Raw genomic sequence first — 25886 nt, 5'->3', positions numbered from 1 at the left:
TTCTCAAGGCAAACCTTAACGAAACAAGACCGTCGTTTGCACTTTCTGAACTTTAATTAACGAAGCCTTCCAGCCATTTAGGTTTCGTTAACCATAATGGTGTCTTCTGTGCTCAGCCAAGCGATAGGCCGGGGCAAACAAAGAGACCCTGGCTGGCATGACGCTCACTATCGTTGCCGGTACACTCAACCCGGTATGTCCCTTCCTACACTTCTGTCAAAAGGGGCAGTTTAATGACAAGCTTGATGACGAATACTGCAGCGATTGCTGCGCTCGATACCCTGCGCTCGATCAGCTCAAGCCTTGATACGACACAGAGCCGCGTCTCCTCCGGCTACCGTGTTGAAACAGCATCGGATAATGCGGCTTACTGGTCCATCGCGACCACCATGCGGTCTGACAACAAGGCTCTTTCGGCCGTCAAGGACGCTCTTGGCCTTGGCGCTGCAAAGGCAGACACGGCCTATACGGGCATGGAAGCCGCCGTTGACGTCGTCAGTGAAATCAAGGCGAAGCTGGTCGCCGCCCGCGAGCCGGGTGTGGACAAGACGAAAATCAACAAGGAACTGGAGGAGCTCAAGTCGCAGCTTGCTTCGGTCTCCCAATCCGCATCCTTTACCGGTGAAAACTGGCTCTACAATGAATCGACAGTTCCCCTGGGAACCAAGGAAATGGTTGGCTCCTTCGTTCGTGCCGAAGATGGAACCATCTCGGTCGAGGTTCTTCAGTTCAACGCTGCAAGTTCGGTACTGATCGATACGGTCGATGCGACGCAAGGTCTGCTCACCAAGGATTATGTCGCCTCAGTCGACAACGGAACGACGACCCCGACAACGCTCACTTACTTCCTGATCGATGCCGGCGGCACGGGAACATCGGGCACCGAGGTCACCCTCACCATTGCCACGACGGACGAACAGGTCGAAGGCATGTTGAGCGCGGTCGATGCGATGCTCGAAGATATGACCGATGCCGCCTCGACCCTCGGTGCAACCAAGATGCGCATCGAAATGCAGGATGAATTTACCGTCGATCTGATGGACGTGATCGAAACCGGCGTCGGGCGTCTGGTCGATGCCGACATGAACGAGGAATCGACCCGCCTCAAAGCCTTGCAGACCCAGCAACAGCTCGGCATTCAGGCGCTTTCGATTGCCAACACCAGCTCGCAAAACATTCTGTCGCTCTTCCAGAACTAAAAGTAAGGGCGCGAATCACGCGTCATCACTTTCATCAATCAGGCCGCACCCCGCTATCCGGGGTGCGGTTTTCTGCGTTCTGCCCGTCCGTCTGCACGATTTTCAGGTGAAAAAACCTAAGAAAATTAACGAATTATTAGGAAGTTGCCCCAACTTCCCGGTTGCGTTAACCTTTTGTTAACCATATGATCAGTAACCATTCGTTAACAAACGTCGGGTCGACCCAGGGCAAAACAGGTCGATAAGCATGATGCACTCCCTCGTTGTCGGTAATTTTTGAAATCCGGCATGTCCCGCAAACTGCATGGGGCAACTAATGACCAGCATCATGACCAACACCGCCGCAATGGCGGCGCTTCAAACACTTCGTTCTATCGACGCCAATATGCAGGAAACCCAGGCACGCGTGTCCTCGGGCTATCGCGTCGGCACAGCCGCCGATAACGCGGCTTATTGGTCCATCGCCACGACCATGCGGTCGGACAATTCCGCTCTCTCCACCGTGCAGGATGCATTGGGTCTCGGTGCCGCAAAGACCGATACGGCCTATACGGGTCTCGAATCGGCCGTTGAGGTTGTGACCGAAATCAAATCCAAGCTTGTGGCTGCCCGTGAACCGGGTGTCGACAAGGAGAAAATCAACAAGGAACTCGCCGAGCTCAAGGCTCAGCTTGAGTCCATTTCGGAATCCGCGTCGTTCTCGGGTGAAAACTGGCTCTACAATACATCCACCGCCGCCCCCGGTACCAAGGAAATTGTCGCCTCCTTCAACCGCTCCGCCGATGGTTCGGTTTCTGTCACCACGCTTGCCTTCGATACTGCCGAATCCGTGCTGGTGGATATCGATGATGCCAGCCGCGGCGTGCTGACCAAGGACTTCATCGTCGATGTCGATGTCGCCGGCACGACCACGCAAATGACCTACTTCCTGATCGATGCGGACTCCAGCACAACGGCTGCAGGTGCAGAAGTCGCGTTGACCTCCGCGACCACCGATGACGAACTCGACGGCATGATCAGTGCGGTCGAAGAGATCCTTCAGGTGTTGACCGACTCGGCCTCGACACTGGGTGCGATCACCAAGCGCATCGAGTTGCAGGATTCCTTCGTGGCAACGTTGATGGACGTGATCGACAAGGGTGTCGGACGTCTTGTCGACGCCGACATGAATGAGGAATCGACAAGGCTTAAGGCTCTGCAGACCCAGCAGCAGCTCGGCATCCAGTCGCTCTCGATCGCCAATACCAACGCCGAAAACATCTTGACGCTGTTCAAGTAACCGGCCTCTCGAAAGGCCGGTATCGAGTTAAACTATTCTGCCGTGCCGCCGGTCATCGGCATAAGGTGGGAAAGCTGGACCGCGCAACTGCCCTGGCGCGGTCCAGCGCATTCATCCTCGCACAAGTTTTAACCCCTACCGTCCGCAGTGGAAGACTGCACGATTTCCGCATGATCATCGATGGCACTTGTCACCACGACATGCGGAACAGGGTTCAAATGAAGGCACGTCGCTTGAAGAAATTGTATAAAAACAATTCGATAGTCCGGTATGAAGCCGGTGCCGACATGCCCGTTGAGATCAGGGATTGGCAATTATGAACACGAATCTGGCGCGCTATTTGAAGGATTTTTCCGTTCCGGAAACCGCGCCTGTAAGCTTTGGCGATGGCGATCTTTCGTTCGGCGACACCGATCTGGACGATGCCTTTCCGATGCTCGAAGAGCCGGAACCTGTCGACATCGATCGCGAGCGCCGTGAAGCCTATGCCGAGGGTCATGAAGCCGCCACGACCGAATTGACAGAAATCCACTCCGCGGCCATCGCCGAAATGGAACGCATCCAGAATGAGCGTATCGCCGAGTTGGAGGCGCGTCACGCCAAGGCAATGGCCGAGACGCTAGCCGACGGATTGAAGAAGATAACAGCAGACATTGCACTGTCTGTCAGCGAACAGGTTGCAGTCGCGCTTGCACCGCTGTTTTCCGCGCAGGTGGCTGAAAATGCCGTCGCCGAACTTGCCAGATTGATCGAGGTGGAAATCCTCGCGGGCCATGCCGGAACCATCGTGGTGCGCGGTCCCGCCAACCTTTTCGAACGGCTGAAAGATGCGCTTCCCGACGCTGAAGAGATCCTGCGCCATATCGAGGTCGATGACCTCGATCTGTCGGCGGAAATGGGCGAGGGGGTTATTGTCACCCGTATATCGGCCTGGGCCGACAGCCTTGAGAAGGTGACAAGATGAGCGACAGCGAAAATCACCATCACGGCAAGACCGAAATCCTGATCATCAAGCGCCACGGCGGTGGCGATCACGATGGCGCCCATGGTGGCGCCTGGAAGATTGCCTATGCCGACTTCATGACGGCCATGATGGCGTTCTTCCTCGTGATGTGGCTCGTCAACGCCGCAAATGAAGAGACCAAGGCCTCTGTCGCCAGCTATTTCAACCCGATCCAGCTTTCGGAAGAAAAGCCGGCTGAAAAGGGATTGGAAAAGCCGGTCGAGGCCGACGACGGTCAGGAAACGAGCGAACGTTCCAAGCAAAAGGGTGACAACGAGACCATTGGTTCCGCCGCAGCCACCGGTGACGACCAGACAGCCACCTCCGGCGACCAGCCCAATTATTCCGAAGCCGACTTCTTCGAAAATCCGTATTCCGTTCTGGCGGAGATAGCCCAGGAAGTGGGCCAGCAGGCCAATGTCAGCGCCAAGGGCGAAGGTGGCGCAGCGGATTCCGGTCCGTCGACCGGTGCCGATGGCGGCGAAGCCTATCGCGATCCCTTCGATCCCGATTTCTGGACCCAGCAGGTACAGAATGTCGAGGGCCAGCCAGGTCCCAAGCGCGCCGATGTGCCCCCTGCGGGAGCGCCGGCAGATGCGACCGAGAATCCCGATCCGTTGACCGCCATTGCACAGCAGCCGACGCTGCCCAAGCCGGATCAGTTGCAGATCGTCCCACAGGAAAAGCCAGCAGCTGAGACACAGGCAGCCGAGTTGCAGGCAAGCGAACAGCAGCCGCCAGCCGAGGATCAGCCGCAAGAAGTCGCCATGGTCGATCCGGATGTCGGCAACAATGTCGATGTCGCCGCCAAGACCGAAGATGCCGACAACACCGATGCAGCGCCCCTTGCCAAAGTCGCCGACGATTTGAAGAGCCGGATCGAGAAGGAAATTTCCGGTATTCCCGGCAAACTCTCCGAGGGCCTGATCGTCACGCCGGCCGAGGGCGGTGTTCTGGTCACCCTTTCCGATCAGTCCGACAGTCCGATGTTCAACGTCGGTTCGGCTGTTCCAGGCCGGGAAATGGTCCTGGCCATGGAAAAAATCGGCAAGATTTTGTCTGATCGCCCTGGCCGGATCATCATTCGTGGTCACACCGACGGACGACCGTTCAAGGGCGGCGACAAGGACAACTGGACGCTCTCCATGGATCGCGCCCATGCGGCCTATTACATGCTGGTCCGGGGCGGGTTGCAGGAGAACCGCATTGCGCAGGTTTCCGGCTTTGCCGATCGTCGCTTGCAGGTGCCCGATGATCCATTGGCGGACGCCAACCGTCGTATCGAAATCCTGATCGAGTCTGATCAGCCGTCGAGCGCCGATCGGGGATAGGTCTTATGGCATTTGCCAGGCTAAAGGTTCTGACTGCCACCGCCGCCATTGGGTTCTTTGCAGCCCAGCAGGCGCTCGCGGTCGATATGGATACGCTTGAACCCTACAAGATGCTGCGGTCATTGCAGTTCGTTCAGGATTCGGTCGTCGTTGGCGACCATTCGGCAACGGACATGCAGCGTTTCATGCTGGGTACGATCGACAAGCGGCTGCGCGATTCGGACCCGTCCGCATTCGACGAGGTCCGCAATGTCGATGCGGCCCTGATTTATGCCATGAGCGGCGGAAACCCGGCCACTCTGGAATATCTGACCGCCCACGACATCAACGGCAATTTCGATAGCCGCGTAAGTGATGCATTACGCAAATATCTCAGCGGCAAGGGCGCGTTGATTGCCAAGACGCTGGCCGATATCGCGGTCGAGTACAAGAACAGCCGCATGGGTCCCTACCTGGCGCTGGTCGCGGGAAATGTGACTGTCACGACCGAGCCCGCCAAGGCGCTGGAGTTTTATGACTGGGCGCGTCTGACGGCGCCTGGCACCATTATCGAGGAGGCGGCACTGCGACGTTCGCTTGCCGTCGCAGTCGAAGCCAACATGGTCGACAAGGCACTGGGATACTCCCAGCGTTATGCCCGTCGCTTCCTGCACTCGCCCTATGCAAGCCAGTTCGCCGATCTCTTCGTTCAGCTCGCGGCGGATCATTATGAAGAACTGAGCGAGAGCGATATCCTGGCCACCCTCGGCTTCATGGATGCCGATCGTCAGCGCGAAGTCTATTTGCGCATTGCGCGCAAGGCCGCAATTGATGGCAATACGGAGCTGGCAGGGCTGGCCGCCGAAAAGGCGTCGTCGATCTCCGGCGAGGCGAACGACAATCTGGCGGCCCTTGCCAAGCTCTACGGTGGCGTTGCCGACATTTCCACCGCCGAAGTGGGCGATGTCATCAAGTCCATCAGCGCGATCCCGGATTCCATGTTGACACCGTCGGACCGCGCCTTGCGCAGCGCCGCCGAAATGGTGGCGCGAGAAGTGTTGCGCCCGCCCGTTCCAGAAAGCCTCACACAAGCCGATGGTGATAGACCATTGTCATCGGAGGAGGTGGTCGCTGAGGGGGAAGCGCCATTGCAGGATCCAACGCTTGCTGCACCGCAGGCAGTTGCTGCAAAGGCACCGGATATCGAAGCTCCGAATGTTGATCCCGAATTCAAGACATTTGTGACCAAAGGGCGTTCCAAGCTCGATGAGATCGATAGCTTGCTCGCAGAAGAAGGCAACTAAGATGATTGATCCTGGCATTCCAGCGAGAGTTCAAAGTTCTGATGCGGCCGGGCGCGCGTCCGGTAGCAGAAGCGACCGGAGCGAGGACGCAGGCGGCTTTTCCAACGCCCTGTCCGACGCCGGCAGCAAGAGCCAGAAGTCGTCGTCTGCAAGCGATGAGAACAGCTCCCTGGCCAAGCCCGGTAACGACAACGGTGCAGGCGGCAATGGCAATCTTGACCAGGCGGCCGAGGGCGAAACTGACGAACTCGGCAACTCGGGTCGTGGAACGTCGAACAAGCCGATCATAGACATTCGCGGTCACGCGAGTTTCAGCAATACGCGCCAAGCCAAGGCTTCGGCAAGCGGCGAAGCCGAACAGCTCGCAGGCAATGGCGACGACGCGGTCGCGCAGGAAAACAGCAAGGCCGATGGCAAGCAGCGCAGCGCTGCAAGCGGCACGAAGAACGCCTATGACACACTGTTGACGCAAGACGGCGCTGCCACAGCCGCGGCTGAAGGTACCAACAAGTCCGGCACCCGCGACAAGAAGGCGGGCGAAACCGACGACGAAAATGCAAACGGCCTGGAAGATGTGCTCAGCCTTTTGGCAGGAGGCGCAGAGGTGGCCGCGGCCGCCGGCGCCCAGGGCAGCCAGGCTGCCCGCCACGCCATGCGCGGCAGTGACAATAGCGACCAGAAGGTTGACGCCGTCACGGCAAAGTCCGGTGAAGGCCGGCAAGTCTCTGTGGATGCGGATACGGCGTCCTTGTCCGCCGACGACACGACAGCGGATACGGCAGACACTGGCGGACGTAATTTCCGCTTTGCGCGCGCCGACGGCAAGGGTCAGCCGCTGATCCTGTCGATTGGCGCCGGCGCTGATGGCCGTGCGCGTGCCGAGGCAGCCCAGGCGGGCAGTGAGGGCACTCAGAATATTACCGTGGTCGACGCCAGACGCTATCTTGCACCGGCCTCCACCTCCAATCTCGCCAATGTCACCGGCGCTCTCACCGGTAATCCGGATTGGTCGAGCGCCATGCAGCCGGGCTCGGAGCTCGCCAATGCGGCAAGCCAGTCCAGCACCGGCAATGTGGTCAATACCCTCAAGATTCAGCTGCATCCGATCGATCTCGGTCAGGTCACGGCCACACTCAGGCTCTCCGGCGAGGCGCTGACCATCCATCTGACGGTCGAAAACAGTGCAGCCATGAAGAGCCTGAACGACGATCAAGGCGAGCTCATGAAGGCGCTTCGCTCCCATGGTTTCGCTGTCGACAACGTGCAGATCACGATGGCCAGCACGCCGGATCGCAGCGCCGCCGATAGCGGCCAGAACAATGCCCAGCAGCAAGCAGGCCAGCAGGCGTCTGCGCAGGGCGGCAACAATCAGTCGAGCTTTGCTGGCGGTGGCCAGTCGGGCGAACAGCGCACGTCCGGTGACGTGGATGTAACCAACAGAACTGGGATGACGAGCGATGACACCAATGCTGCCACGACTGCTTCTGGCAACGCTGGCGGCGCTCGCCCTGATCACGTCTATATCTGACGCGCAAGCCTCCACGGGCGCTTGCGAACGCGAAATTCAGGCAGCTGCGGCGAAATACGGCATCCCCGAAGGGATACTCTACTCTGTCGGTCTCACCGAGACTGGCCGCAAGGGTTCCCTTCAGCCTTTCGCCATGAATATCGACGGACGCGCGGTCTTCATGGCCTCACGCGATGAGGCCTTGCGGGTCTTCGACAATGCGAAACACAAGGGCGCCAAGCTTATCGATGTCGGTTGCATGCAGATCAATCAGCACTATCATGGCGAGAATTTCGCATCCGTTTCTGCCATGTTTGAGCCTCGTGCCAACGTCGAATATGCCGCAAAGTTTCTCAATCAGCTGCACAAGCGCCACGAGACATGGACCATGGCGGTAGCAAGATACCACGCCGGACCGGATAACGACCCCGCTCAGAAGCGCTATGTATGCAGGGTGATCAGCAATTTGGTCGCAACCGGCTACGGAAACTGGACTCCGCCAGCGCGAAAATTTTGCGGTGAATAGCAATTGCAGGTTGTAGGTTGCGCGTGACCACGCACATTTCGACAATGAGGCGAGAATTAGGACGAAATATGTCTGGCAAGTCTCTTGTTAACCATCTGTTAATTTACGCACTGAAAAATAGTGGCAAAATACAGATGGGCTACTAGATGTTGATCAAATCACCACCGAAATCTTAAGCAATTATTAATACCCACCATTAACTTTCTACAGTTGTCGCTGATTCGCTCGATTCGTACTCCTATCAAATCGAGGCACCACACTGATTCGGAGGCGGACGAATGATCGTAGTGGTTGATGAGCGCGAGCTCGTTAAAAATGGGTATACTTCCCTGTTTGGACGTGAAGGCATTCCTTCGACCGGGTTCGACCCGGCTGAGTTTGGGGAATGGGTAAACACGGCGGCCGATACTGATATCGCGGCCGTCGAAGCTTTCCTGCTGGGGCAGGGTGAGCGGACGATTGATCTACCTCGCGCGATTCGCGATCGGACACAGGCTCCGGTTATTGCGGTCAGCGATCAGCCCTCCCTGGAGGCTACTCTCGCATTGTTCGATTCTGGCGTTGATGATGTCGTGCGCAAGCCGGTTCATCCGCGGGAGATTCTGGCACGCGCTGCGGCGATACGTCGTCGGCTGAAGGCCATCACCAACTTTACGGAAGTCGGCCCGATCCGGGTTTACTCCGACGGACGCGATCCCGAGCTGTCGGGCGAAGTCTTCCCGTTGCCGCGCCGCGAGCGCCGCATTCTGGAATATTTGGTCTCCAACCGCGGTCGTCGTGTTTCCAAGTCGCAGATCTTCAATGCGATCTACGGCCTCTTCGACGAGGAAGTTGAAGAGAACGTGGTTGAAAGCCACATCTCCAAGCTGCGCAAGAAACTGCGCAAGAAACTCGGTTTCGATCCCATCGATTCCAAGCGTTTCCTCGGCTACTGCATCGACTGGGAATAACCAGTCGATGACCCGGGCCTTGGGCGGGAACGATTTCCGGATCGAATTCGGAATTCCCGCCCGACAGACAGCTTCACGCAAGGCCCATCTCCTATTCTTTCCATGACTTCAGTAGCGAGGACATCCAATGAGCCTTTATGGAACTATGCGTACCGGTGTGTCCGGAATGAACGCCCAGGCAAACCTGCTTGGCACGGTCGGCGACAACATCGCGAACTCCAGCACCGTTGGCTATAAAAAGGCCAGCACGCAGTTTTCATCCATGATTCTGCCAAGCGCTGGCGGCACCTATAACTCCGGTGGCGTCAACACGGTTGTGCGCTACTCCATCTCGGACCAGGGCACGTTCAGCTATACCAATTCCGACACCGACCTTGCGATCAACGGCAATGGCTTCTTCATCGTCCAGGGCGGTGATGGTCGCGAATACATGACCCGCGCCGGTTCCTTTGTGAAAATGGATGATGGCACGCTGCAGAATGCAGCTGGCTACACGCTGATGGGTTATGAATACGACTCGAATGTTGATCCGACGATCGTCGTCAACGGTTTCGATGGCCTTCAGGCGATCGACCTGTCGTCAGCAGCCATTGCCGCAGAAGCTTCGGGCACCGGCAGCTTGATGGTCAATGCGCCTGCCAATGAAGCGATCGGCTACACGACATCGACATCTCTGGTCGCGGTGGATTCACAGGGCAATAGCCGACTGTTGACCTTCACTTACGAAAAGATCGCAGACAACCAGTGGAGCGTTTCCGCGTCTTACGACGACAACGGCACGCCGGTATCTGTCCTGGCGGCCACAACGCTCGACTTCGATGTCGACGGCAACCTGACCACGTCGCCGTCCACCGTGAACACGACGGCTATCCCGTCGACGACTCTCGGCGGTGCGGAACTCCCGTCCATAGCCATCGACCTGACCGGTACCACGCAGCTTGCTGCGGACTTCTCCGTTGTCGGTGACATTGACGGCACAGCGGCGGTCACAGTTGCCGGTTATGAAATTGACGAGGCCGGCATCGTGTCGGTCATGTACAGCAATGGTGACCTTCAGCCGCGCTTCCGTGTGGCTCTGGCGACTGTGCAAAGCCCGGATAACCTGACGCCGGTTGCCGGTAACCTCTACCAGCAGAGCAACAATTCCGGTGTGGTCGTCCTGGGTTATGCAGGCAACTCCGGTTTCGGTGACATCATCTCCAACGCATTGGAAGACTCCAACGTCGACGTTGCCGAGGAGCTGACCAACATGATTCAGGCCCAGCGAAACTACACCGCCAATTCCAAGGTGTTTCAGACAGGTTCCGAGCTGATGGAAACTCTCGTGAATCTGAAACGATAGCCGTGACGCACCGTTCCTAGGATGAACCTATGACGCTTACATCTGCCATTAATTCTGCGAAAAATGTATTCAGTAACACTGGCGAACAGTCAGCCGTTATATCGAAGAACATCGCGAATTCGAGCGACCCAAACTATGTTAAGCGTACAACGGTCAGCTATGGAACCCTGTCGGGTTCCACGCAGGTCTCCACGGAACGTGCAACCAACGGCCTTCTGCAGTCACAGATGTTCATGGCTCAATCGGAATCGAGCGGCCAGCAGACACTGGTAGACGGACTGGAACAGTTGAAATCCGTACTCGGCGGCAATGAATACGAGTTGTCGCCGAGCACCTATCTCTCCAAATTCTACGACAGTCTGCAGAACTTTGCCACCAAGCCTGGCGAAGTGGCGATGGCCCAGACGGCGATTTCTGCCGCAGGCGATGTCGTCAATTCTCTCAACACGGCGACAAAGGCCGTTCAGGATCTGCGCGAGCAGGCCGATCAGGATATCTCCGACTCGGTCACCGACCTCAATGCCCTGCTCAGCCAGCTTGAAACCCTGAATAACAAGGTCATTTCGATCACAACTGTCGGCGGGGATCCAAGCGATGCGCTTGACCTGCGTGATGGGGTGATCAGCGATATATCCCAGATCGTCGGCATCAATGTTCAGACGCGCGACAAGGGCGATGTCGTCCTTTACACAACGGATGGCACGACACTTTTCGAGACCATTCCCCGTACGGTGACATTCACGCCGCAGACCTTCTACGATGCCGGTGTCTCTGGCAATCCGGTGATGGTGGATGGCACAAGGGTGAATATCGGCGTCGGTGGGGACACGTCCGCCCAGGGCAGCATTGCCGCTCAATTGCAGATTCGTGATGAAATTGCGCCAGTGTTCCAGAGTCAGCTCGACGAAGTGGCGCGCGGACTCATCACCATCTTTTCGGAAACGGATCCTTCGCTGGTCAATCCGGATGAGCCCGGTCTCTTCACCTGGTCGGGCGGCACCTCATTGACAGCCGGCACAATCGAGCCAGGACTTGCCGGCACCATTGCGGTCAGCACCGCAGTGCAGTCATCGGCGGGCGGCGATCCCATGTTGCTGCGCGATGGTGGCATCAATGGCGCAGCTTACATCCACAATACAGGCGGTGCAGCCGGCTACACAGATCAGTTGAACGACTTTCTCGATGGCATGACAGGCGACATGATCTTCGACGCGGCCGCGCAGATCGACGATAATACAAGTCTTATGAGTTTTTCCACCAGCTCGGTCGGCTGGCTCGAGGAATATCGTTCGGGCGCGTCCAATGGCGCCGAGACCAAGACCGCAATGTTGCTGCGGGCCGAAGAGGCATACAGCAACAAGACAGGCGTGAGCCTGGATGAAGAACTGTCGTTGCTGCTCGATGTTGAGCAATCCTACAAGGCGGCGACAAAATTGCTCAATGCAGTAGATGAAATGCTGCAATCGCTCCTAGCTGTGGCGGGATAAGTCATGAAGACATCGAATATCTCCAATCTATCCGTTCAAAATGCCATGAGGCTGACGATCCTTCAGGCGCAGAACGAGCTGATCGATACCCAAAAAGAAGTCACGACAGGCCAGTATGCCGATATCGGCGCAGAACTCGGTTCGCGAACCACCCTGTCGCTGGATCTCAGCCGCGAAAGCACGCGCCTTCTCTCGCTGATCGATACAAATGGCATCGCAACGCAGCGTCTGGAATCGTCCCAGGCGGCCATGGAGCAGATGTCGGTATCCAACCAGACCATCAAGGAGCAACTGACGCTCCTGCAAGGCAGCGGTGACGAAACCACCACGAATGCCGCCATGCAGGAAATCGGCAATGCTCTTGCCACATTCACCAACGCAGCAAACACCGCCGTGGTGGGAGAATATCTCTTCGCCGGTATCAATACGGATGTGCGCCCGTTGGTCGATTATCAGGATACGACAACGGGTCTTCAGGCCAGCTTCGACACGGCATTTCAGACCTATTTCGGCTTTACGCAGACCGATCCGGCAACGGCGACGATTGCCGCCACGGGGCCAAGCCCCAGCATGGATGATTTTCTGACGACCGTGGTCGAGCCGATGTTCGATGAGCCGTCATGGTCGACCAACTGGTCGAACGCGACCGATGAAACGATGAAGACCCGCATCAGCCAGACCGAGGTCGTGCAGACGTCTGCCACCTTGAACAGCGACGGCATGAAGAAGTTCATGATGTCGGCGGTCGTGGCACTGGAGCTGGCGCCGATGAACCTGTCTGACGAGACGCGCGGCGTCGTCATCGATACCGTCACGGGATACAACAATGTCGCCTTGTCCGGTATTGATGCAGAACGTACGCAGCTGGGCTTGTCTCAGGAACGGGTGAAAGACGCATCGGCATCGCTGGAGATCCAGCAGGACATCATGGAAAACAGTTTCAACTCGATGGTTGAGGTTGATGTCTACGAGGCTTCGACGAAGGTGAACAACCTTCTGTCTTTGGTAGAGACTTCTTATACATTAACATCTAAAATACAGCAGTTGAGTTTGGTGAACTTCCTTTGATGAGCAAGGGAATGGACTGACAATGAAGGACGCTTAGATGTATCAGTTTTCCTATGCCGAGATCATGGAGGATGGTGTCGCTGACGCGAAAGATCGCGAGAGGCAGGCATTGACCCGGTCGGTAGAACTGCTGACGGCAGCCCGCGATGAGAGCGGATACTCCCGACAGGCAATTGAAGCCATGTTCTATACCCGTCGGGTTTGGATACGCTTCATCGAAGATCTTAAGCAGCCCGACAATCAGCTCGATTCCGAACTGCGCGCCAATCTCATTTCCATTGCGATATGGATCTTGAAGGAATGCGATCAGATACGAAAACGGCAGTCGACGAACTACCAGGGCATTATTGACGTGACAACCATCATCAGGGATGGACTGAAATGAAGAGCACTTTGCGCATCTCGCTGAAATCCGGTGAGCGAATTTTTATCAATGGGGCGGTGTTGCGCGTTGACCGCAAGGTTGCACTCGAATTTCTCAATGACGTGACCTTCCTCCTGGAAAATCACGTTCTGCAGCCCGAAGACGCCTCGACGCCTCTGCGTCAGCTCTACTTCATCGCTCAGATGATGCTGATCAATCCCGAAGGCCGCGAACAGTCTTTGATCATGTTCCGCAAATCGGTGATCATGCTGCTCAACTGCTTCGAGAATGAGGAAGTTCTGGCCGAATTGAAGCGGGTCGATGGTCTGGTTGCATCCGGCAGGGCCTTTGACGCACTGAAGGCTATCCGTGGGCTTTATGCGATCGAGGACGAAATCCTGAACAATCAGGAAATGACGCCGGCGACGATCGAGCAAATTCGCAAGGAGATCGCACCATGGCGGTAGACAGCGTAAGCCCCTATTCGAGCGTCTCCAACAATACGGCATCGTCAGAGGCATCCAGCGCCGCCTCTCTCAATTACGATTCCTTTTTGAAGCTCTTGATCGCGCAGATGAAGAACCAGGATCCGACCGATCCGATGGATGCCAGCGAACAGGTTGCGCAGCTTGCCACATTCTCGCAGGTTGAACAGACCATCCAGACCAACACCAATCTGGAAAATCTGATTGCCGGTTCGGCACTCTCCAATGCCGCCTACTTTGTCGGCAAGACCATCACGAATAATGACGGCACTGAAAGCGGTGTTATCGCATCGGTCAAGGTCTACAGCGATGCAATCGTTGCAACGACGGTCGATGGCGAGGAAATTCCGATCTCGGTTGGCGTCACGGTTGGCACTCCGCCGGCAACCTCCACGGATGACACTGCAGATTCCAGCGACAGCACTGGCGACAGCGACACGTCTGATGATACGACGACGGACACGTGAGTTCGTCACTGATTCGTAGTTTCCCAGTTTAGGAGCCGCCGCAATGAATGAGGCAGACGCTCTGGATATCATGCAGGCCGCCGTCTGGACGATTTTGATCGCGTCCGGTCCGGCGGTTCTGGCCGCCATGGTGGTGGGCGTGACGATCGCCCTCATTCAGGCCTTGACCCAGGTTCAGGAAATGACCCTGACCTTTGTGCCGAAAATCGTCGCGATCCTCATCACAGCCGGGATCACCGCGCCTTTCGTCGGCGCCCAGATCTCGCTTTTTGCCAACCTGGTTTTTTCCCGGGTGCAAAGCGGTTTCTGACAACGCTTCCGGCGGCTGAACTGTCGCCCCGGGCGTCAGCCAAACTTCGATTCTACCACCCTCGCGCAAGCTTCGTCTTCTACAGCAGACTGTGGAAAGGACTGCGGACATCTGTTGCCGCAGTCTGCCTTCTCATGAAGAGACGGGAATAACATGGCGCAAACACCTGCAATCATCATTCCGAAGGTCAGTCCGAAAGGGCGTGATATCGGCTTCGCGCTCGGTATCGTCGGTATTCTGTGCATTCTGTTCCTGCCGATCCCGCCATTCCTGATCGATATGGGCCTGTCCTTCTCGATCGCCTTTTCCGTGCTGATCCTGATGGTGGCCTTGTGGATTCAGCGTCCGCTGGACTTCTCGTCCTTCCCGACCATCCTGCTGATCTCGACCATGACCCGCCTGTCGCTGAATATTGCAACGACGCGTGTGATCCTGTCGCACGGCAATGAGGGTCACACCGCAGCCGGCGGGGTCATCTCGGGCTTTTCCAGCCTTGTCATGTCGGGCGATTTCGTCATCGGTCTGATCGTCTTCATGATCCTGGTCACGGTCAACTTCATCGTGATCACCAAGGGCGCCACCCGTATCGCGGAAGTGGGCGCACGCTTTACCCTCGATGCCATTCCGGGCAAGCAGATGTCGATCGATGCCGACCTGTCCGCCGGCATCATCGACGAAAAGGAAGCCCAGCGTCGCCGTCAGGAACTGGAGCAGGAAAGCTCGTTTTTCGGTGCCATGGACGGTGCTTCCAAATTCGTACGCGGCGATGCAATCGCCGGCCTGATCATTACGGCGATCAACATTTTCGGCGGCATCGTCATCGGCTATTTCCGTCACGGCATGGAAATCGGCGAAGCCGCTGACGTCTTCGTCAAGCTGTCCGTCGGCGACGGTATCGTCTCCCAGGTTCCGGCGCTGATCGTTTCGCTGGCAGCCGGTCTGCTCGTCTCGCGCGGCGGCACGCCGGGCTCCACCGATCAGGCCGTTATCAATCAGCTGAGCGGCTATCCCCGCGCCCTGTCGGTTGCCGCCGCATTGATGTTCCTTCTGGCTGTCATTCCGGGCCTGCCTTTCGTGCCCTTCACCACGCTTGGCGGCATCATGGCCTTTGGCAGCTGGTGGATCCCGCGTGCCGTGGAAGCCGAAAACAAGGTCAAGCGCGAAGCCGAGGAAAAGAAGGTCATCCAGACCAAGGAAGCGGAGAAGGATTCCGTCAAGTCGGTCCTCAAGACCGCCGAAATCGAACTGGCCCTTGGCAAGCAGGTCTCGACCCGTCTGCTCGGCGCCCACCAGGAACTGGCCTTCCGCGTTGGCAAGATGCGCAAGAAATTCGCCAGCCAATACGGTTTCGTCGTTCCCGAGATCAAGGTCACCGACGATATCGGCATTCCCGAAAAATCCTACCAGATCCGCATCCACGGCACCACGGTTGCGTCAAACGAGCTGCGCGTCGGCGAAGTGCTGGTGGTGACGGGCTCGGGGCGCAAGCCAACCATTCCGGGCGACGAGATCCGCGAACCCGCCTTCGGCATGCCCGCCGTCTCGATCATGGAAACCTTTGTCGATGATCTGAAACGCGAAGGCTTCCACCCGATCGATAACGTTTCGGTTGTTCTCACCCATGTGAGCGAGGTCATCCGCAACAACCTGCCGCAGCTTCTCTCCTACAAGGACGTCAAGGTGCTGATCGATCGCCTCGATCCCGAATACAAGAAGCTGGCCGACGAGATCTGCTCGTCGCACATGTCCTATTCGGGCCTTCAGGCCGTGCTCAAGCTTCTGCTGGCCGAGCGCGTCTCCATCCGCAACCTGCATCTCATTCTCGAAGCCGTGGCCGAACTTGCACCGCATGTGCGCAAGACCGAGCAGATCGTCGAGCATGTCCGGGTCCGTATGGCCCAACAGCTCTGCGGCGATCTGACCGATCACGGCGTGCTGCGTGTTCTGCGCCTCGGTCCGAAATGGGATCTCGTATTCCACCAGGCGCTCAAGCGCGACGCCAAGGGCGAAATCGTCGAATTCGATATCGACCCGCGCAATCTCGAGGAATTCTCTGAACAGGCGAGCAAGGTTATCCGTGAATTCATGGATCGCGGATTGCCATTCGTGCTTGTAACTTCGCCCGAAACGCGGTCCTATGTGCGCATGATTATCGAGCGCCTGTTCGCAACGCTTCCGGTGTTGTCGCATGTTGAACTGGCCAAGGGCATCGAGATCAAGATTCTGGGCTCCATTTCATGATTTCAGACCCTCAGGGGACAATTCTGGCGCTATTCGTGGCCTTCTGTCGTATCGGCGGATGTTTCATGGTGATGCCGGGATTTTCCACCTCGAGGATTCCGCCGCTAATCAGGCTGTTCGTGGCTCTGGCCGTTTCCATGGCCATTTTGCCGGTGTTGTGGGACGTTATCTATCCGCGGGTTGCGGGCTCCAGGCTTGAAGTGGTCCAGCTCGTCATTGCCGAGACCCTGATTGGCACAATGTATGGCCTGATTGCCCGGCTTTATACGCTCGGGCTTCAGTTCGCGGGTTCCATCCTTGCCATGTCGATCGGTTTTTCCGCCCCGGGTGCCGGCAATATTCTGGAAGATGCGCCGGAAAACCAGATCACCAACCTGATCACATTCGGCGGCCTCTTGATGCTCTTCATGATGGATTTCCATCATATGATCTTCCGTGCGCTGATCGATTCTTATACGGCCATGCCACTCGGCGGGATGATCGATAGCCAGAAGATGCTGATCACCCTGACAGACACGGTCGCAGCCACCTTTGTCATCATGTTGCGCCTCGCCAGCCCCTTCCTGATCTTCGGCCTGATGTTCAACTTCTCGATCGGCCTGATCAACAAGCTTGCGCCGCAGATTCCGATCTACTTCATCTCGACGCCGTATCTTCTGGTCGGCGGCCTGTTCCTGTTGTATCTTTCCATCGCGGCTATGGTCCGGCAATTTGCAGCGGGCTTCCCGGCGATCTTCCTTGGCTAGGCGTCAAGCCGGCAATGTCTGGAGAGGCTTATGGGCCCGAAGAAAAAATCCGACAAACTCAAGAGGCTGGTCATGGTCCAGCGCCATATGGAGCAGGTCGCCAGAAGCGATCTCGCCCAGACCGGCGTGCAACGCGAAGAAGTGGCGCATTCGATGGATGTCGTCATGGACGCAATCGGCTCGCTCGATCCGGTGCATCGCCTGTTTGCTCAAAATTACGCCGATCGCTTCGACCGCTTGACCAATGCCGACAAGCAGCTTGCCGGCATTCAGCGCGTGCAGGAAATGCAAACCCTGCGCGAGCGGGTCAAGGGCGACCGGCTGGAAGAGCATATGAAGGACGCCCGCGCTTTGGAACTGCGCGAAAGCGATGACAACGCCATTTATGACCTCGTCGATCTTTTGAGTGCAACACCAGCCTCCAGCAAGCTTCACGATACATAGTCCGCTGATACAAATCAGTGAGGACGAAGACGTGGCCATATCACCACCCAGCGATCTGGTTCTGGACGTAGTTCGGGCAGCTAACCCATTCGAGACACAGGCCGCGCAGGAGCAGCTGAAAGCCAGCCGCGCCGCCTTTGCCGCAACAAGTCTTGCGGAAAAGGGTGCAGGTTTCGAATCGGCTGTCGGCATTCTCAACGATGCAGCCTCAAAGGCCGGTCTGGGCAAGATCCAGAAGGCAGCGCCTGAAGATATGCCCAAGGTCTACCAGCAGTTTGAGTCCGTCGTGCTCCAGACCTTCGTCAAGGAAATGATGCCGGATGACACGGAGTCTGTCTACGGCAAGGGCAATTCGGGTGAGATCTGGAAGAGCATGATGGCCGAACAGATCGGTGAGGTCATGTCCAAGAATGGCGGCATTGGCATTGCCGAGCAGATGTATCGCGACATGCTGGCCGTGAAGCGGCATGAAGACACAGTCAACGTATCGACCAGCGAAACTGACCGCAGCATGGCTGTCAGCATGGTCACCGAATTGCAGCGGCAGACCATCGGTGTCTCCGCCAGCGAAGACAAGCAAGCTTAAATCCAGGTGAGGCCGGAAATGGAATTTGTGTCCAGCGAATATCGTATCAAAACGGTTCTGGGGCGTCTCGAGCGCATTGTCGATGACGAGAATCAGAGAATCGGACGTGATCCGGAATTCGACCTCAAGGTATCAAACGCCCACAAGAGCCGTTGTCTCTACGAACTGACGATGTTGTTTCGCGATACCGACCCCCGCGAATTGGCCAAGGGCTATGTCGAGCAGATGCACCATTTGAAGGCAAAGCTTGCTCTCAATTCAAAGCGTGTCGAAGCCCATATGAATGCGGTACGCGCGGTGGCGGATCTGCTCAAGAATGCGGTTCAGGACGCGGATGCGGATGGAACCTATTCCCAGGAACAATTTCTCTACAGTGAGTCCTGATGATCAAGATTATCCTGGCCGGCGTTTGGGTGTGTATCGTCTCGCTCGGCGCCGTCTACATGTCGGTCCACATGGCAATGGCTCCTCCGGAACCCACCGACGAGGAAAAGCGCAAGGCCGCACTCCAGCTGGTCCGAGGTGAATCGATTACGATCCCGATGATTGCCGATGGCCGGGTCAACGGCTATTTCGTCGGTCGCATTTCCTTCATGATGGAAGGCGAGAAGATCAAGGGTCTCGATCTTCCGATGACGGAGTTGATGACCGATGAATTGTTCACATTGCTGGTCGGCAACGAGATGATCGATATTAGCCATGCGGCGGCCTTCAATGTCGGCGACTTCCGCGATACGATCAAGAAAGACCTGAACGAGCGTCTGGGTGACGAGTTGATCGATGAGGTTCTGGTCGAACAGCTCGACTATATCTCGAAGGATGACATCCGCGCCAATCCGGGTGAACGCCCTGCCGGCAAGCCCTTGACGATCGTCGAAGGCGTCAAGATCGAAGAGCCCAAGGCGAGCGGCGGCCACTGAAGGGCTTTCATCCCCGCGATCATCTGAATGGCAGCCGGCCGCGATTGCGCGCCGGCTTTTTCATGTCTGGTTTGCCCCCTCTTGCAACGCCCTGACAGATGCAGCCGCCCCGCTGCGCCAATCGCTCTTGCGCGGAAATCCGAGCGGGTCTGCCCGGCAGGCATTGATCGTTGATGTTTGATATCACACGCAAAATGGCCAATTCTGTAAAATTAGAGATATTTAATTAAGCCGAAATTGAGGTTTTGACGTTACACAACAGCATCGATTTCTCGCATGAGCGGCATGATGCTACTTCAGAGTCTGGTTATCCTTCCTGCCATCTTGCTGCGCAAATCGTACAGGTCACGTCCGAAAGCTTGCAGCATGAATATACTGTCCAGAGCGTCCCCCGTTACCAGCACTCGTTTGATTTTCGGAATACCCGTCTACGACCTGAGCTGGCAATGTGCCCTGTCGATGATCGGCACCTTCGCCGCGCTGCCGATCGGTCAGGCTCAGGTATCGTTTCTCAATGCCAATAATGCCAATATCCTGCATCGCGATCAGAAATATCGCGACATCCTGCGTGAGCATGTGGTGCTGCCGGATGGGTTTGGCATGGATATCGCGTCTCTCGCGCTGAACGGTCGTGCCTTCACGGCAAACCTGAACGGCACCGATTTCGTGCCGGCATTGCTCACCTATCTGTCAAAGCCCATGCGCATTGGCCTGATCGGCGGGCGTGCGGATGTTCTGGACGCAGCGACGGAGAGCTTTCGACGCCACGCGCCCTGGCATGAATTCATCCCTGTATCCGATGGCTATTTCGAAAAGACCGATCAGGCGTCCACGATCGACAGGCTCTCGGATCTGAAGCTCGATGTGCTCATCGTCGGCATGGGCACACCACTGCAGGAGAACTGGATTCACGCCAATATCACCGCAGAGCATGCGCGGCTGGTCCTGGGGGTTGGAGCGCTCTTCGATTTTGTCTCTGGCCATGTTGCGCGCGCGCCGTTGTGGGTGCGTCGCTTGCGCTGTGAATGGGCCTTCAGATTGGTCAACGAACCGGCACGATTGTGGCGTCGCTATATTGTCGGCATACCGGTTTTCCTCTGGCGCGTGTTTCGCTATCGCAAACAGGCGCGAAGCGGCCAAATTTGACGGTGAACCCGTCACACGCGAGCCGGCGAATGTCGCCCCGGCCAGACTGACCGCCCACCACGAACGCTCTCCTTGCTGTCGATGACACGCCAAGCGCCGCCTGCGGAATAGCCGGGGTCGTACCTGCGGCAGCCTATGCATTGCCTCTTGCAATTGAATGACCGTCACCATAGAGCGGAGGCGGGCTCGCCGGCCCCGGCCGGACACGCCCATTTATGGACTGTATTTGCGCGCGGGGAGAAGGCATGACCGAAATCATCGATGGCAAGCAGGTGGCTGCCTCCGTAATCGAGAAGGTAAAGGCGGCTTCGGCGGATCTTGAGGCATCCACCGGCGTCAAGTCCGGTCTGGCCGTCATTATCGTCGGCGATGACCCCGCAAGCCATGCCTATGTCGGCTCCAAGGGGCGCATGGCCAAGGAATGCGGCTTCCATTCGGTCCAGCATACGCTGCCTGCAGAGACGCCGCAGGACGAGCTGATGGCCCTTGTTGCCTCGCTCAATGCCGATCCCGCAATCCATGGCATTCTCGTGCAGTTGCCACTGCCCAAGCATCTGGATTCCGAGGCTGTCACTCAGGCCATTCTACCCGAAAAGGATGTCGACGGCCTGCATGTCGTCAATGCCGGCAAGATCGCAACAGGCGATCTCGACACCGGTCTTCTGTCGTGCACGCCGGCGGGCTCCATGGTGCTGGTCAGGTCCATCCACGGTGCCGATCTGTCGGGCCTCAATGCCCTGGTCATCGGCCGTTCCAATCTCTTCGGCAAGCCGATGGCGCTGCTGCTTCTGGCCGCCAACGCAACCGTGACGGTCGCCCATTCCCGCACCGGCGATATCGCCGCGCTCGCCCGCAATGCCGATATTCTCGTGGCAGCGGTCGGCCGGCCGCAAATGGTCAAGGCCGATTGGGTCAAGCCCGGCGCCACCATCATCGATGTCGGCATCAACCGTATTCCCGCACCGGAAAGGGGCGAGGGCAAGACCCGCCTGGTCGGCGATGTCGCCTATGACGAATGCGCAGCCGTTGCGGGCGCCATTACGCCGGTTCCAGGTGGCGTCGGCCCCATGACCATCGCCATGCTGATGGCCAATACCGTGATCGCTGCCCACCGGGCGGCGGGTAAGGCAGCGCCGAAATTCTGATTTGGGGGAGGGGACGGCTCAGTCGGGTGCCGGCCCCGTGGACGCACGAACGACCAGATCCGCCTTCCATAACTCATGATCCGGCGGTGCCGTTTCCGCCGGATTGATCATGGCGATCAACCTTTGCGCAATCCGGATGCCGGCGGCGCGCAGCGACGAGCGCGTGGTGGTCAACGGTACGGTGAAGTTCTCCGGCTTGAGCGTTGGCAACACGTCGTCATGGGCGATCAGCGAGATATCCCGCCCAAGCTTCAGTCCTGCCACATTGATGGCCCTCACGGCACCCAGCGCAAGCACGGTACTGGAGCAGAGAACGGCGGTTGGCGGCATGTCCTGGGCCAGCAGTTCCGCCATGCATTGTGATCCGGCTTCGTCCGTCATTTCTCGATGATAGATATGGTTTTGCGGCATCGTCAGCCCATGCTCGGCAAGTGCTGCGATCATGCCTTTCTTGCGCCGGATGGCAAAGTCCAGATCCTCAGGCCCGTTCAGCAGCGCGAACCGCTTGTGGCCAAGATCCAGCAACATCTTGGTCGCGTCGTAGAACGCAGCCTGGTTATCCACGTCCAGATAGGCAAAATCGCTCTCGATCCCGGTCGAACGGCCATGGACGATAAAGGGCACGCCCAGCGATTGGGCCAGCGGAATGCGCGAATCGTTGTTTCTGAGATAGGCCAGATAATAGCCGTCGACATTCCCGCTCGACACCATCCAGCGGATTGCCTGCTCCTCGTCATGGGGATGTGCCGGCGTGATGACGAAATGAAAATCGTGTCTGATGGCCTCTTCGGCAAGCCCGGCCTGGAATTCGCCGAAATGCACATCCGAGTAACGACCGGGGTCGATCGGCATCACCACGCCGATAGAGCCGGAACGCCCGGTCGCCAGTCGTTGCGCGGCCCGATTCGGTCTGTAGCCCGTGTCGCGTGCAGCCTGCGCCACGCGTTCACGCGTTGCCGCACTCACCTCCGGATACCCGTTGAGTGCACGGCTGATCGTTGTCTGGGACAAGCCCAGCAACTGCGATAATTCTTTCAGATTCACCTGCCTGCTCCTCCCGGCCGTCCGCCGCAATCTGACAAGACGTCCAAAGCGGACCGATTATTGAACAATCTGGCGCGATGAAACAATGCCGAAACTGTGCTTTTCAGTACGCCGGAACAATGCGTCCGCAATAAGCGTTTGGAAAGGTTGAGCTGTCGGTGATGTCATGTCGCGTCTTTGACAAACTTCTTGACTCAGTCAACCATTGGCGGAATGACTGTGTCGGTCAAAGCGCTTTGGCTCGCTGTCTTTCATAGGCGTCTTCGAGCTGATAGTATGGTCTAATCCTGGGAGGGACATTATATGAAAAGCAAATTACTCATGAGCGTCGCAGCTTTCGCGCTGCTGACCAATATCGCCGGCGCGGCTGAACTCAAGTTCAAGCCCGGCGAAGATTCCAAGTTTCATTGGGACAGCTATGAAGAGCTGAAGAAGACCGATCTGAAGGGCGAACAGCTCACCATCTTCGGTCCGTGGCTTGGTCCCGACCAGGCGCTTGTCGAGAGCGTCTTGGCCTATTTTGCCGAAGCGACCGGCGCGGACGTGCGCTACACGGGTTCTGACAGTTTCGAGCAGCAGGTCGTCGTCGATCTCGAAGCCGGTTCTGCCCCCAATATTTCCATCTTCCCGCAGCCGGGCCTGGCATCCGACATGGCCAAGCGTGGCTTCCTGACGCCGCTTGGCAAGGAAACATCCGACTGGCTGGTTGAAAACTATGCCGCCGGTCAGTCCTGGGCCGATCTCGGCACCTATACCGGCAAGGATGGCGAAAAGGCCTTCTACGGTTTCCCCTTCAAGGCCGACGTCAAGTCGCTCGTCTGGTATGTGCCTGAAAACTTCGAGGATGCCGGCTATGAAGTGCCGCAGTCCATGGAAGAGTTGAAGGCGCTCACCGAAAAGATCGTCGCCGATGGCGGCACGCCCTGGTGCATCGGTCTGGGATCGGGCGCGGCCACCGGCTGGCCGGCCACCGACTGGGTCGAAGACATGATGCTGCGCACCACCACGCCGGAGAACTATGACAAGTGGGTCTCCAACGAGATGAAGTTCAACGATCCGATCGTTATCAATGCGATCAATGACTTCGGCTGGTTCGCCAAGAACGACAAATTCGTCGCCGGCGGCGCAGGCGCAGTCGCCTCCACCGACTTCCGCGACAGCCCCAAGGGCCTCTTCGATTCGCCGCCCCAGTGCTACATGCACCATCAGGCCTCCTTCATTCCGGCCTTCTTCCCGGAAGATGTGGTCGTGGGTGAAGATGCCGACTTCTTCTACTTCCCGGCCTATGCCGACAAGGATCTCGGCAAGCCGGTCCTGGGTGCCGGCACCACCTTCACCATCACCAAGGACAGCAAGGCCGCCGAAGCCTTCATCAAGTTCCTGGAAACCCCGATCGCGCACGAGATCTGGATGGCCCAGAAGGGCTTCCTGACCCCTTACAAGGGCGTCAACCCGGATGTCTTTACCGATCCGACGGTGCGCAAGATGAACGAGATCCTGCTCAACGCCACCACCTTCCGCTTTGACGGTTCCGACCTGATGCCGGGTGCCATTGGCGCCGGCGCATTCTGGACCGGTATGGTCGACTATGTGGGCGGCAAGTCCGCAGAACAGGTTGCCGATACCATTCAGAAGGCCTGGGACGGCCTCAAGAAGTAAGTCTTGCAAGCCTCGACAGATTTCTCCTGCCCGACAGTTTTCGGTCGGGCAGGAGACAAGACAATAAGTCGTCACTAACGACACTTCGGTATCTCGCGGGAGGGCACCATGAATCCGGCAATTCAGGCTGTGATCACCATCGTCATCGGCGTTGGCGGTTGTCTCGGCTACTTCTATTTGTCGAATGTCTTTCTCGACAAGGTCCTGTTTCCGGCCAAGGGCCCGCATGCCGGGCGCAATATCAACCGCGCCAATATGATCCGGCCCTGGCTGTTCCTCTTCCCCGCCATTTTCGCTCTCGGCCTTTACCTTGCCTATCCGGTTGTCGCCACCATCTGGCTGTCGCTGACGACCCGCAACGGCACGTTCATCGGCCTTTCCAATTACACCCGCATGGCCTCCGAGCCCAAGTTCTGGGAAGCGGTCAGCAACAATCTGCTCTGGCTGGTCATTGTGCCGGCGGCCTCCACCGCCTTCGGTCTGCTGGCCGCCCAGCTGACCGACCGCATCCGCTGGGGCAGCATCGCCAAGTCGCTCATCTTCATGCCCATGGCAATTTCCTTTGTCGGCGCATCGGTGATCTTCAAGCTCGTCTACGATGCCCGTCCCGCCAATCAGGACCAGATCGGCATTCTCAATGCCATGTGGCTGTCCTTCGATGGCGGCATTGGCTCCATCATCGTGCTGCGCGTGGTCCCGACGCTGCTGCTCCTCGCCTTTGCAGCCTTCGTCGCCTATGCCATTTTCAATCTCATCTGGCCGCTTGTCTCGCGCCGACCGCATCAGCCGCACACGCCGGTCTGGATGATGGGCCTTCGTGCCATCGCCTCGCTCATCGGCCTGTGGCTCATTTTCCTGTCGGCGCGCTCCATCATCGCCTTGTTCTTTGTCGACTATCCCTATGGCGAGCCGCAGAACTGGCTGACGATCCTGTTCTGGAACAACTTCTTCCTCATGGTCGTGCTGATCTGGATCCAGACCGGCTTTGCCATGGTCATCCTGTCGGCGGCCATTCGCGGCATTCCGGAAGAGACGATCGAGGCCGCCGTCATCGATGGCGCCAATCCGTTCCAGATCTTCTTCAAGATCAAGGTGCCGCAGATCATGGGGACCGTGGTCGTTGTCTGGACCACCATCACTCTGGTCGTTCTGAAGATCTTCGACATCGTCTTTGCCATGACCAACGGCCAGTGGCAGACGCAGGTTCTGGCCAATTACATGTATTCCAAGCTGTTCGTTGCCGGCGACTGGGGCGTGGGCTCCGCCGCCGCCATCGTCATCATGCTGCTGGTGCTGCCGATCCTCGTCTGGAACGTCTACAGCGCCCGCAAGGAAATGCGATGAGGGAGGGCTA

At 57.5% G+C, this 25886-nt stretch carries 26 protein-coding genes; 25 read left to right on the top strand and 1 reads right to left on the bottom strand.

The window, feature by feature from the left end; genetic code table 11:
• Nucleotides 1–233: 233 nt before the first annotated feature.
• From ACQQ2Q_RS05210 to folD, 23 genes are all read left to right on the top strand, one after another.
• The gene (locus tag ACQQ2Q_RS05210) at nt 234–1199 is read left to right on the top strand and encodes a flagellin (RefSeq protein ID WP_428185955.1); all 966 of its coding nucleotides are present in this window, start codon (nt 234–236) and stop codon (nt 1197–1199) included.
• Nucleotides 1200–1515: 316 nt separating this feature from the next.
• On the top strand, nt 1516–2478 hold the full coding sequence (locus tag ACQQ2Q_RS05205; RefSeq protein ID WP_428185954.1) for a flagellin: 963 nt from the start codon (nt 1516–1518) through the stop codon (nt 2476–2478).
• Nucleotides 2479–2794: 316 nt separating this feature from the next.
• Entirely contained in the window at nt 2795–3442 is a 648-nt protein-coding gene (locus tag ACQQ2Q_RS05200; RefSeq protein ID WP_428185953.1) for a GTPase, read from the top strand.
• A complete protein-coding gene (locus ACQQ2Q_RS05195) occupies nt 3439–4812 on the top strand; it encodes a MotB family protein (RefSeq protein WP_428185952.1) in 1374 nt (457 codons plus the stop codon). Before ACQQ2Q_RS05200 ends, ACQQ2Q_RS05195 begins: the two co-directional genes overlap by 4 nt.
• A 5-nt stretch (nt 4813–4817) precedes the next feature.
• Complete coding sequence (motC, locus tag ACQQ2Q_RS05190; protein WP_428185951.1) at nt 4818–6095, top strand: chemotaxis protein MotC; 1278 nt, start codon at nt 4818–4820, stop codon at nt 6093–6095.
• Between the two features lies 1 nt (nt 6096).
• Nucleotides 6097–7623: a flagellar hook-length control protein FliK gene (locus tag ACQQ2Q_RS05185; protein ID WP_428185950.1), complete on the top strand. Its 1527-nt coding sequence runs from the start codon at nt 6097–6099 to the stop codon at nt 7621–7623.
• Nucleotides 7562–8128 carry a transglycosylase SLT domain-containing protein gene (locus ACQQ2Q_RS05180; RefSeq protein ID WP_428186486.1) on the top strand — a complete coding sequence of 189 codons (567 nt, stop codon included), beginning with the start codon at nt 7562–7564 and terminating at the stop codon, nt 8126–8128. The genes ACQQ2Q_RS05185 and ACQQ2Q_RS05180 overlap by 62 nt, the downstream gene beginning before the upstream one ends.
• A gap of 278 nt (nt 8129–8406) precedes the next feature.
• Nucleotides 8407–9078, top strand: coding sequence for a transcriptional activator Rem (gene rem, locus ACQQ2Q_RS05175; protein WP_428185949.1), 672 nt, complete (start codon nt 8407–8409; stop codon nt 9076–9078).
• Nucleotides 9079–9205: 127 nt separating this feature from the next.
• Nucleotides 9206–10420: a flagellar hook protein FlgE gene (locus ACQQ2Q_RS05170; protein ID WP_428185948.1), complete on the top strand. Its 1215-nt coding sequence runs from the start codon at nt 9206–9208 to the stop codon at nt 10418–10420.
• A 29-nt stretch (nt 10421–10449) separates the two neighbouring features.
• Nucleotides 10450–11907: a flagellar hook-associated protein FlgK gene (gene flgK, locus ACQQ2Q_RS05165; RefSeq protein ID WP_428185947.1), complete on the top strand. Its 1458-nt coding sequence runs from the start codon at nt 10450–10452 to the stop codon at nt 11905–11907.
• A 3-nt stretch (nt 11908–11910) separates the two neighbouring features.
• Nucleotides 11911–12975, top strand: coding sequence for a flagellar hook-associated family protein (locus ACQQ2Q_RS05160; protein WP_428185946.1), 1065 nt, complete (start codon nt 11911–11913; stop codon nt 12973–12975).
• Between the two features lie 37 nt (nt 12976–13012).
• The gene (flaF, locus tag ACQQ2Q_RS05155; RefSeq protein WP_428185945.1) at nt 13013–13360 is read left to right on the top strand and encodes a flagellar biosynthesis regulator FlaF; all 348 of its coding nucleotides are present in this window, start codon (nt 13013–13015) and stop codon (nt 13358–13360) included.
• Nucleotides 13357–13806 carry a flagellar biosynthesis repressor FlbT gene (flbT, locus tag ACQQ2Q_RS05150; protein WP_428185944.1) on the top strand — a complete coding sequence of 150 codons (450 nt, stop codon included), beginning with the start codon at nt 13357–13359 and terminating at the stop codon, nt 13804–13806. The genes flaF and flbT overlap by 4 nt, the downstream gene beginning before the upstream one ends.
• Nucleotides 13797–14291: a flagellar hook assembly protein FlgD gene (gene flgD / locus ACQQ2Q_RS05145; RefSeq protein WP_428185943.1), complete on the top strand. Its 495-nt coding sequence runs from the start codon at nt 13797–13799 to the stop codon at nt 14289–14291. The genes flbT and flgD overlap by 10 nt, the downstream gene beginning before the upstream one ends.
• 43 nt (nt 14292–14334) lie before the next feature.
• Nucleotides 14335–14601 (top strand): flagellar biosynthesis protein FliQ, encoded by a 267-nt coding sequence (gene fliQ, locus ACQQ2Q_RS05140; RefSeq protein WP_428185942.1) that lies wholly within the window; start codon nt 14335–14337, stop codon nt 14599–14601.
• Between the two features lie 153 nt (nt 14602–14754).
• Nucleotides 14755–16842 carry a flagellar biosynthesis protein FlhA gene (gene flhA, locus ACQQ2Q_RS05135; RefSeq protein ID WP_428185941.1) on the top strand — a complete coding sequence of 696 codons (2088 nt, stop codon included), beginning with the start codon at nt 14755–14757 and terminating at the stop codon, nt 16840–16842.
• Nucleotides 16839–17588 (top strand): flagellar biosynthetic protein FliR, encoded by a 750-nt coding sequence (fliR, locus tag ACQQ2Q_RS05130; protein ID WP_428185940.1) that lies wholly within the window; start codon nt 16839–16841, stop codon nt 17586–17588. Before flhA ends, fliR begins: the two co-directional genes overlap by 4 nt.
• A 30-nt stretch (nt 17589–17618) precedes the next feature.
• Nucleotides 17619–18032: a hypothetical protein gene (locus tag ACQQ2Q_RS05125; protein ID WP_428185939.1), complete on the top strand. Its 414-nt coding sequence runs from the start codon at nt 17619–17621 to the stop codon at nt 18030–18032.
• A gap of 31 nt (nt 18033–18063) precedes the next feature.
• A complete protein-coding gene (locus ACQQ2Q_RS05120; RefSeq protein ID WP_428185938.1) occupies nt 18064–18618 on the top strand; it encodes a rod-binding protein in 555 nt (184 codons plus the stop codon).
• Nucleotides 18619–18636: 18 nt separating this feature from the next.
• Nucleotides 18637–19002: a hypothetical protein gene (locus ACQQ2Q_RS05115; RefSeq protein WP_428185937.1), complete on the top strand. Its 366-nt coding sequence runs from the start codon at nt 18637–18639 to the stop codon at nt 19000–19002.
• Entirely contained in the window at nt 19002–19538 is a 537-nt protein-coding gene (locus ACQQ2Q_RS05110) for a hypothetical protein (RefSeq protein ID WP_428185936.1), read from the top strand. The genes ACQQ2Q_RS05115 and ACQQ2Q_RS05110 overlap by 1 nt, the downstream gene beginning before the upstream one ends.
• 366 nt (nt 19539–19904) lie before the next feature.
• A complete protein-coding gene (locus tag ACQQ2Q_RS05105; protein WP_428185935.1) occupies nt 19905–20684 on the top strand; it encodes a WecB/TagA/CpsF family glycosyltransferase in 780 nt (259 codons plus the stop codon).
• A 245-nt stretch (nt 20685–20929) separates the two neighbouring features.
• Nucleotides 20930–21829 (top strand): bifunctional methylenetetrahydrofolate dehydrogenase/methenyltetrahydrofolate cyclohydrolase FolD, encoded by a 900-nt coding sequence (folD, locus tag ACQQ2Q_RS05100; RefSeq protein WP_428185934.1) that lies wholly within the window; start codon nt 20930–20932, stop codon nt 21827–21829.
• Nucleotides 21830–21847: 18 nt separating this feature from the next.
• Here the strand turns inward: folD and ACQQ2Q_RS05095 are convergent, their stop codons facing one another.
• A complete protein-coding gene (locus tag ACQQ2Q_RS05095) occupies nt 21848–22873 on the bottom strand; it encodes a LacI family DNA-binding transcriptional regulator (protein WP_428185933.1) in 1026 nt (341 codons plus the stop codon).
• 303 nt (nt 22874–23176) lie between these two features.
• Between ACQQ2Q_RS05095 and ACQQ2Q_RS05090 the strand changes: the two genes are divergently transcribed.
• A complete protein-coding gene (locus ACQQ2Q_RS05090; protein WP_428185932.1) occupies nt 23177–24532 on the top strand; it encodes an ABC transporter substrate-binding protein in 1356 nt (451 codons plus the stop codon).
• Nucleotides 24533–24640: 108 nt separating this feature from the next.
• Nucleotides 24641–25876: a carbohydrate ABC transporter permease gene (locus tag ACQQ2Q_RS05085; RefSeq protein ID WP_428185931.1), complete on the top strand. Its 1236-nt coding sequence runs from the start codon at nt 24641–24643 to the stop codon at nt 25874–25876.
• The last annotated feature ends 10 nt before the right edge of the window (nt 25877–25886 follow it).

Source organism: Agrobacterium sp. ES01 (assembly GCF_050320885.1).
Classification (GTDB): Bacteria; Pseudomonadota; Alphaproteobacteria; order Rhizobiales; family Rhizobiaceae; genus Allorhizobium.
This window is presented reverse-complemented; position numbering and strand designations above follow the sequence as displayed.